At 34.5% G+C, this 8,268-nt stretch carries 9 protein-coding genes; 1 reads left to right on the plus strand and 8 read right to left on the minus strand.

All coding sequences use genetic code 11. From position 1 onward, the window contains the following. Nucleotides 1-112: 112 nt before the first annotated feature. The 5 genes from H7U22_RS18460 to H7U22_RS18480 form a co-directional block, all read right to left on the minus strand. Nucleotides 113-850 (minus strand): SDR family oxidoreductase, encoded by a 738-nt coding sequence (locus H7U22_RS18460; protein ID WP_187072823.1) that lies wholly within the window; start codon nt 848-850, stop codon nt 113-115. Between the two features lie 77 nt (nt 851-927). Then, nucleotides 928-1,497, minus strand: coding sequence for a Crp/Fnr family transcriptional regulator (locus H7U22_RS18465; protein ID WP_187072824.1), 570 nt, complete (start codon nt 1,495-1,497; stop codon nt 928-930). A gap of 129 nt (nt 1,498-1,626) precedes the next feature. Then, a complete protein-coding gene (locus H7U22_RS18470) occupies nt 1,627-2,493 on the minus strand; it encodes a sterol desaturase family protein (RefSeq protein WP_222621899.1) in 867 nt (288 codons plus the stop codon). A 10-nt stretch (nt 2,494-2,503) separates the two neighbouring features. Beyond that, complete coding sequence (locus tag H7U22_RS18475; RefSeq protein WP_187072825.1) at nt 2,504-4,882, minus strand: TonB-dependent receptor; 2,379 nt, start codon at nt 4,880-4,882, stop codon at nt 2,504-2,506. Further along, nucleotides 4,882-5,319 carry a DUF2141 domain-containing protein gene (locus H7U22_RS18480; RefSeq protein WP_187072826.1) on the minus strand — a complete coding sequence of 146 codons (438 nt, stop codon included), beginning with the start codon at nt 5,317-5,319 and terminating at the stop codon, nt 4,882-4,884. Before H7U22_RS18480 ends, H7U22_RS18475 begins: the two co-directional genes overlap by 1 nt. Before the next feature lie 129 nt (nt 5,320-5,448). On the opposite strand from H7U22_RS18480, the gene H7U22_RS23435 reads away from it, so the two are divergent. Beyond that, nucleotides 5,449-6,015, plus strand: coding sequence for a TetR/AcrR family transcriptional regulator (locus tag H7U22_RS23435; RefSeq protein WP_187072827.1), 567 nt, complete (start codon nt 5,449-5,451; stop codon nt 6,013-6,015). A 34-nt stretch (nt 6,016-6,049) separates the two neighbouring features. Here the strand turns inward: H7U22_RS23435 and H7U22_RS18490 are convergent, their stop codons facing one another. From H7U22_RS18490 to H7U22_RS18500, 3 genes are all read right to left on the minus strand, one after another. Then, entirely contained in the window at nt 6,050-6,772 is a 723-nt protein-coding gene (locus H7U22_RS18490; protein WP_187072828.1) for a DUF3667 domain-containing protein, read from the minus strand. A 177-nt stretch (nt 6,773-6,949) separates the two neighbouring features. Then, nucleotides 6,950-7,369 carry a DUF1801 domain-containing protein gene (locus H7U22_RS18495; protein ID WP_187072829.1) on the minus strand — a complete coding sequence of 140 codons (420 nt, stop codon included), beginning with the start codon at nt 7,367-7,369 and terminating at the stop codon, nt 6,950-6,952. Nucleotides 7,370-7,557: 188 nt separating this feature from the next. Beyond that, on the minus strand, nt 7,558-8,082 hold the full coding sequence (locus H7U22_RS18500) for a GNAT family N-acetyltransferase (protein WP_187072830.1): 525 nt from the start codon (nt 8,080-8,082) through the stop codon (nt 7,558-7,560). Nucleotides 8,083-8,268: the final 186 nt, after the last annotated feature.

Consider the following 8,268-nt stretch of genomic DNA (forward strand, 5'->3'; position numbering starts at 1 on the left):
TTAAGTTCATTTAATCTGTAATCTAATATAACACAAATGCTCAATAGTGGGGTCACCATTGAGCATTTAAAGGGCAAGTCGCCCTAATTTTATATTTAAAACTTTCAATCCGCTACCACGGACTTACCTCTGTTTCATCTTCGATGTCATTACTGAAAAACTTTCCTGTTGGTGCATTATCATCGATTAAGGTATGTTTAATGATAAAATTTGCTGCACTTTCTATTGTTCCAGGCCCATTATGGTGGTTAAAATCTGTGGCTGTGTAGCCTGGGTCAATTACATTCACTTTAAAGGGCAATGCTCTCAGTTCATAAGCCAAAACGATTGTATATGCATTAAGAGCTGCTTTAGAAGTTCCATAACTTGCCGATTTAACAGTGTAATATTTCCAGTTCGGATCGCTATGTAAGGTTAATGAACCAAGCCCGGAGGTAATGTTACTAATTCTAGGATGATCTGACTTTTTAAGCAATTCTAAAAAGGCTTGAGTTACGCTAATTACGCCAAAGAAATTCGTATCGAATACCTCTTGAATATCTTTGATTGATGTATCTGACGCATTTTGAGGAAAATCTCCGCTAATTCCTGCATTATTAATTAGAATATCCAATTTTCCTTGTTCTTCTTCAACGATATTTTTGGCCGCTAAAATAGAATCCTGTTTCGTAACATCAATTTCAATAGCCTTAATATTTTCAAATCCTTCTTCGTTTAATTGTTGTACAACAGCATTCCCTTTTTCAAGATTGCGGGTACCTAGATAAACAAATAATCCCTTTTTCGATAGCTCTTTTGCTGTCTCTAAACCAATACTTCTATTGGCTCCTGTTATTAATACTGATTTCATTTTTTGTTTCTTTAAATTATTTAAGTAAAAGTGCGGAGATTAAAAATGAAACCATTTGCCATTTGGCAAAAAGAGATTTAGCTTATGTTTTTTCTTATTCTACTAAGTGAAGATTGCGTAACCCCCAAATAGGAAGCAATATAAGAAAGCGGAATTCTATTAACAACATTGGGGTAAATTTCCAAAAACTTCAAATAGCGTGTTGTAGCATCTTCTGAAACTAATGGGCTTCTCCTTTCTACTTTTTGTCTTAGTGCTTTCGAAATAATTTTATGTACAATAGTATCCCAACCAATAATGGTATCTAAAAGTTCGTTCCAGTCTTTTTTCGAAAAAAGTAAAAGTTTGCAATCGGTGATGGCTTGTACATATGCTGAAGAAGGAATTTCATTGTCAAAGCTTTCCAAATCGACTACCAAGTTGTTTTCTTCGATAAAATATTTGGTAATTTCCTCACCTTGGTTATTGTAGTAACAAACCCTAATAATACCATCCGAAATAAACCCTACCCGTTGTGCAATTTTGCCTGCCTCTGAGAAATATTCATCTTTGGGAAGTTCTAATACAGTTGCTTTTCTAGAAATTAAATCAATTTGTTGTTGGTTTAAATTTCCAAACTGCAGAATGTATTCTATAAATCCTTTCATGCTGCAAGTTAAGCAAAGTTATTTTTTTTGGATTTGCCATTTGACAAAAAATGTAGATCACTACGAAATTTAAATAGTTATACATTTGGCTAGTATAAATTGTAAATTTAACTTTGTGTTAAGTTTCTGCTAACTGATGGGCTTTTTAAAGGGTAGGACTACAACTTTAAAAATATCCTCAGATTTGGGGTATTCATTCGGATTTTTTATTCCTAATTCTTCGGGTACTTCTCCTGGCTTATAATAAAATGTTCCAAATACGAGATCCCAAATGGCCAATGTGTTTCCATAGTTTTTCGCTTCTTTAATATTTGCACTATGGTGATACCGATGTGTTTCCGTACCAATAAAAATATAATTTAAGAAGCCTGCCCTAATATTTACATTGAAATGCGAAACTAAACTTTGTAGATCGATTAAAAGTGTTGCCGCCAATGCCACTTCAGGCGAAACACCTAAAAGAATAAGCGGTAATTGAATAATTGTGGCCGTTATAAAGGCGTTTATCGGACTAAAAACGGCATGCATTACAACATATACTTGGTTAGGTAGGTGATGAGCCAAATGCACGTTCCATAGAAATTTTCCAATTTTTCCCTTACCGGTATGACTTAAACGATGATACCAGTACTGAAAGAATTCAAAGACTAAGAGATAGATAGTTACACTTATTAAAAATGGCGATTTAGTAAAAAAGCCTACATGATTTTCGCTATACCAAATTGCCAATATGCCGAAACCTGATTTTGTAAGGGCTATTATTGGTGCATCAATAGCAATATATTTAAAGTCACGCCAAAAGCTTTTTGCAGTCATTTTCCATTGTTTATTAAGTGGGAAAATGGTTTCGGTAATTAATAACGTTAGTACAATAAAAATTGTTGTGGCAGCATAAACTGTTTTATAATCGGAACCGAAATTAATCGCCAAAAATATTATTGCGACCACAATTAGCAGCAATGTTGGGTATAATGCGTATGTGATGATTTTTCTCATTGTTTTAATTTTAAAACTGGAACTTCAAACCAAAAGAAGGAAAGATGGAAATGCCTTCGTAAAAGGTTTTCCCTGTAATAGGGTTAAACGATTCCTGGTAAGCATTTTTACGATTATTAACATCAGCAATATCTACGAAAGCATTCAGAGCTATGCCTTTTATCTTAAAATTATAATCTACCCGCACATCCAAGCTTATAAAATCGGTTAAGCGTTTTGTGCCCTGTGTAGTAATCTCTTGGGAGTACCTAATTTCATTGCTGTTATTTAAAACATTCTTATGCACAATATAATCGTAAGTTGGTTTCCCGGTTGCATATCTGAATTTTGTTGCCAGTAGCCAATGCTGTCCCGCTTTGTAACTCAATAAAAAATTAACCTGGTTGGGTTGGCTGAATGTATAATTATAATCCCCCAAACCATCATTGTCATTACGCTTGCTCAACATATAGGAATATCCGATTTGACCATGAAAATTTTGGGACAACCGCTTGGTAAGATTGATGTCAAAACCACTTGCAGAACCTGTACCATTGCTGTTCTGTTCAGCGCTACCGCTTACAGGACGTACTAATAAATGGTCAAGCTTTTTATACCAGCCTTCAACGGTTAATTTTAGGGAACTATTGAAATGATATTTATACCCGGCAATGGCCTCTATTACCCGTTGGTTTTTTAATGTATTACCTTGGGGTTGATCAGCAATTTCGGAGTACAAAGGATCCTGATAGTATATACCTGTCGAAAAATTCAGGCTTTGTTGCTCATCAAACTGGTAGCTTCCACTTAATCTTGGGGCAATACTGCTTTGTTTGGTAAAGCCTGTATAATCATATCGCAGGCCTGCATTTACTGTGAGTTTTTTTAATAATGGAAACGAATAATCAATATATGCGGAAGCATTATAGGCCGAATTATTATAGTCTGCGTTAAAGAATTGGGGCAGAATTAAAGCGTAATAAGTAGTTGGATTAGGCCTGTAATCTGTTGTGCTAAAAACATAGGAAGTATCTGTCCGGCTTAATTTTCTATTATTGGTTAATGCCGACTTGTCGAATTCAACGCCCAGGGTAAGTTTTGATTTATCTTCAAAAAATTTGGAAAAAATAGAACGATAACCGACTGTATATTCTTTGTAATCTATTTTTTTTATGCCATCTTCAAAGGGAATAATGCTACCAGGTATCAGAACACCCTCTTTATCTGTTAGCGGAAAAGAATTACCGTAAGTGTTGGTGGTATGTGTAGAATTGTAGTACAAACCGTTTTTCCAGTTACTGCTTTTACTGGTAAGGGATAAAAGATTGAGCCCCAAAATGGTTTGATTACTTTTCCGGTTCAGCGTAAATAAGTTATTTAAATTTTTATCTGCCCTCACATTACTGGTGTCCCTTACAAATGTTTCGGGGCTGTAAATGGCGATAATAGAAAGTTTATTTCGTTCATTAATTTGTGTGGTTGATTTAAAAATAAAATCCTGATATTTTGGAATGCCCAAATCTTGTAAGTTGGCAATTTTTACCACGTTGCCAATATTTTGCGTTCTTGCAGAAATAAATAAACTGGTATTTTTAAAAAGATAACTTGGGCCATCATAGTTTATCGTTCCCCCCATCAAATCCAACTGTCCATCAATGGTAAAACTTTCTTTATTTCCTTCCTTTATGGTTAACCCTAAATAAGAGGCACTTCTTCTGCCATAGGCAGCACTAAAATCACCACCTTGAAATACTGCACTATTAATAACTCTTGGGGCAAAAATACTAAACCTGCCACCGTTCGGGTCGTTAAATCCATTAGGGCTACCTTCCAGATGCGCCAATGAAAAAACAGGAATATCATCTACCATATACACGTTATCCCTTGTGCCTTGCCCTCTCACGGCAATGGCAGAAAAGGCACCGCCGCTGCTTGATACGCCCGGCAACATGCCAATAGCCCTAAAAATATCGCCTTGTGCACCTGGGTTCCGGGAGATTTCTTCTCTTGAAAAACTATAAGCCGAAACGGGTAGTGCGGGATTATTTTCAAATTTGAAACCATTTACAGTTACTGCACTTAAACTTTGCGATGCATCCTGTAATTCAATTTCGATATAGCTTACCTTGTTTCTAATAACCCGTACATCATTAACCCTTTGTTGCTGGTAGCCAACCGAGTTGATGGTTATTGAATAGAGACCTTCGGCAACATTTAAAAAACTAAAATTGCCCAAAGTGTCTGTTATTGTTCCTTTTGCCATATTGACTATTTCAATGGTTGCAAATGGCAATACTTGTTTGGTGCTTTTATCGATCACTTTACCCTTTACAGCCCCGCTTTGTTGGGCGAATAAATTAAGTCCTAAAAGCAAAAAAGCTATTGTTATAATTGGTTTTAAAGTTGCCATTACTTTCTATTTCTTTTATAGGTGATACTGATATTTTGAACTTTTTGAGTTGCAGAAAACGGGAATTTCAGTTTTGAAAATGTAGGCATACCCGTAAAAAAACCTATTTCCCATTTATTACTGTAGCCCAATTGTTCATTTGGTAACCCCAGAGAATGATCAATTTTGCCATTATTATTTTCATCATGTAAAATGAGAATGGCATAATCATCGAAGACAAGGTTGGGGATTTGAAAAACTGCTTTCTTGTTTTTGATTTCCGTTGAGACTGTTTTAAATGGACTGGATGGTATTTTGTCGTCTTTGCGAAATAGGAATAAAACAGCTTTGCCATTATCGTTATTATAATTGCTGGTGTTAACCGTCAAAGTGCTGTTTGCGGGTTGTTTAAAAGCAGTTAGCATAATAAACATTAAGGAAACTAATGGGTATTTCATTTTGAACTTGGTGTTTTTTATTGAACATTGTGTATTGTTTAACAAACCTAATAGCTAAATTTGCAACATTCAAAAACATAACCAGCCAAATGGCAGTTATTGAACATTTAATCAAAAAAGTTCAGGAAAATGAAAGCTGAAAAGGAAATTATTGTGGATAGGCGCATTCAAAAAACAAAAAAGGCGCTTACCGAAGCTTTAATACATTTGATTTTGGAAAAGAGCTATGAAAAGGTAACCATTCAAGATATTATAGACAGAGCAAATGTTGGCCGTTCAACATTCTATATGCACTACGAAAGCAAAGAGCAACTGCTTTTAGATGGGCATAATAATTTGAACGTAGCCATGTTTTCAATAGAGATTAATGGCGAATTGAGTTTTAAAAACTTATTTGGTCATATTGCTCAAAACCAGCAGTTGGCTAAGGCCATGTTGGGTAAAAAAAGTGGAAACATCATGGCGGAGTTTTTTAAGAACAGTATCGCAATAAAAATCAAAAAGAAATTTGGTCATCAGTTTGGAAAAGGAAAGAAAGAACAAAAATTACTTTCCTACCTATCTGAAGCTACTGCGGCTCTTGTTATAAGTTTTTTGGTGTCTTGGGTAGAAGATGAAATGTTTTTTTCAACAGAAGAAATGGCGTCAAAATGTCAAGATACTGTAACTTCAATTTTCGTGTATTCTAAAATTTAATTGAAATGGTTATGAAAACCTTACCTTCCTACCTTTAATGCTTTATTGCCAATTCAAATACAACTCCTATTATCAATACTAATATGAAAAAGGTTAGGGTACCTAGCATGTATGAAGCGAATGCTTTTACATAATTCATAGCTTTATTTTTATCAAAAAAATGGCCAATTGCCCAGATGGTGTAAACCATACCTACCGCACCAGCAACTTGCATTAAATTAATATGGGTTAAGCCTTGGATTAGCGCAAAGAAAGAAAAAATCAACATGCCTATTCCCATTACGAAACACAATAGGATTAAAATTTCGAAAAAATTGTAGTCATACTTTCTGAAAAATAATTTTGCCCAAAATGCGATAAAAATGCCCATCATGATATTGGCATAGCCATAATGTGCTTGAATCCACTCGAAAATAGAGCCGGTAGCCGATTTTTTTGTTTCATCGAATTTTATGTATCCATCTTCAATATGAAACAAATGGTTTATAATACTATAAATTAATGAAGTTATAATTATAAAGATAATTGGCTTTACAAGTTTGCTTCTATTATTGTCGGTGATGTAATTTCTAATATTTTGCCCAGGATTTCTTAGGAGTTCTTTAATGGTATAAAAAATTCCTCTTTCAAAGTGCAGAACATGCTCAATTTCGTGGGTAATATAATGTCTATCTATTCTTTTAAACTTTACAGCTTGGCCACAGTTTGAGCAGTAATTTCCACTAATTGTTTCGCTACAGTTTTTGCAATTATCCATTGAGATCGTTATTAGGTATAAATTACCTGATGTTTGCTTGGTTTTTGGCTAATCTTAATTTATTATCCGCACTAACTTAGAAAAAATACTGCAAACGAATAAGAAAAATTTACAAGCAGATTTTCATTTTATACAAAACACTGCTGATTGACTCATCGCTAGTCTCTTATTTTCATTTTACGCCTCAATTCCATATCGTATGGCCTCTTCAAGAATTTCAATGTTTATATCCTTAATTTTTTTGAACCGAATGCAATAACCTGTTACGTTTGCCTTGCCTATTTTTTCTCCATAGGTTTTGGATAAGTAAGTCTTATCATCAATGCCAAGAATGTACACGGAGATTCCGGCTGTATTTGCGCTCAAACCAATTTGATAAAACTCCTTTGTTGAGCCATCGGCATATTTAATGGTGCGAGATCCATATCCAATATTTGGGTTAGAAACAATTTTATTTTCACTGTTTTTACCATCAAGGAACCATAATTTATTCATTGGCATTATAGTCAGAATAACACGGTGCAACTCTTGGAGATCTCTGCGTTTTGGCTCAGGTTGGCTGGTAATATAGTCGCTGATTTGTTCTGTTATATTCATATAAAATTATGTTTAGGTATTGTGTTTGGACAATTAAGTTTAATAAGAATAGAAAACGATTCATAAATGTTCCCTAGGAGATCGAAGTGCAAGTAGTCCGATTTACCTTCTGGGAAAAGTAGATATTCTTGGCACGAAGTGATGCCTTTGGCAAACCGATGTTAGCGTAACATTTCATTCTTCCCGAATCACTTGTTCAATTTTAGTTTCATCATGATGTCGGTTTGTTCATCATTTCCCAATTTAAAAACGTGTTTATCGAATTCAATAAAACCGTTCTTTTTGTAAAAACTTATTGCTCTAGGGTTTTCTTCCCAAACACCTAGCCAAACATAGTTAGCGTTTTTCTGTTTTGCTATTTGAATGGCTTGATTATAAAGCAGTTGGCCTACCGTTTTTCCATGAAAGTCCTTTAATACATAAATCCGCTCGATTTCAATCGCTGTATCATCTTTAAGTTCTGTTTGTGATTGGCCAAAATTTAGTTTCAAATAACCAATTACGTTATCCTCAAATATTGCGAAATAAAATTCAGTGTTGTTATCGTTAAGTTCAGTCGTCAATTTTTCCAAAGAAAATCCATCCTCCAGATATTTTGCCATATTCTCTTCTGTATTTCCAGTAGAAAAAGTTTCGTAAAAGGTTTGCTTGCCAATTTTTTGCAATTGGTCAATATCATTTATTGTTATTTTTCTAATTTCGATGTTTGTCATTTTTTGGTTTATGGGTTTAATTATCTAAAGTTAGCCCCAATGGTTTAGTGCCTTACGACTGGTTAGTGTTATTTAAGTTCTATTCAATTGGTGGGTTTTAAAATAATCTTTTTTCCTCCTTTGATGATCAGCCACCCTGCAAGCCCGAGTTCTCCTAAAGCCATAGGTAAACCTAAAATATTGCTT

The sequence above is a fragment of the Pedobacter fastidiosus genome (genome assembly GCF_014306625.1).
Lineage (GTDB): Bacteria > Bacteroidota > Bacteroidia > Sphingobacteriales > Sphingobacteriaceae > Pedobacter > Pedobacter fastidiosus.

Bases quoted from the DNA above. Each gene is read 5' to 3' on its own strand.
- H7U22_RS18460 (WP_187072823.1), bottom strand. From the start codon at position 850: ATGAAATCAGTATTAATAACAGGAGCCAATAGAAGTATTGGTTTAGAG.
- H7U22_RS18465 (WP_187072824.1), bottom strand. From the start codon at position 1,497: ATGAAAGGATTTATAGAATACATTCTGCAGTTTGGAAATTTAAACCAA.
- H7U22_RS18470 (WP_222621899.1), bottom strand. From the start codon at position 2,493: ATGAGAAAAATCATCACATACGCATTATACCCAACATTGCTGCTAATT.
- H7U22_RS18475 (WP_187072825.1), bottom strand. From the start codon at position 4,882: ATGGCAACTTTAAAACCAATTATAACAATAGCTTTTTTGCTTTTAGGA.
- H7U22_RS18480 (WP_187072826.1), bottom strand. From the start codon at position 5,319: ATGAAATACCCATTAGTTTCCTTAATGTTTATTATGCTAACTGCTTTT.
- H7U22_RS23435 (WP_187072827.1), top strand. From the start codon at position 5,449: ATGAAAGCTGAAAAGGAAATTATTGTGGATAGGCGCATTCAAAAAACA.
- H7U22_RS18490 (WP_187072828.1), bottom strand. From the start codon at position 6,772: ATGGATAATTGCAAAAACTGTAGCGAAACAATTAGTGGAAATTACTGC.
- H7U22_RS18495 (WP_187072829.1), bottom strand. From the start codon at position 7,369: ATGAATATAACAGAACAAATCAGCGACTATATTACCAGCCAACCTGAG.
- H7U22_RS18500 (WP_187072830.1), bottom strand. From the start codon at position 8,082: ATGACAAACATCGAAATTAGAAAAATAACAATAAATGATATTGACCAA.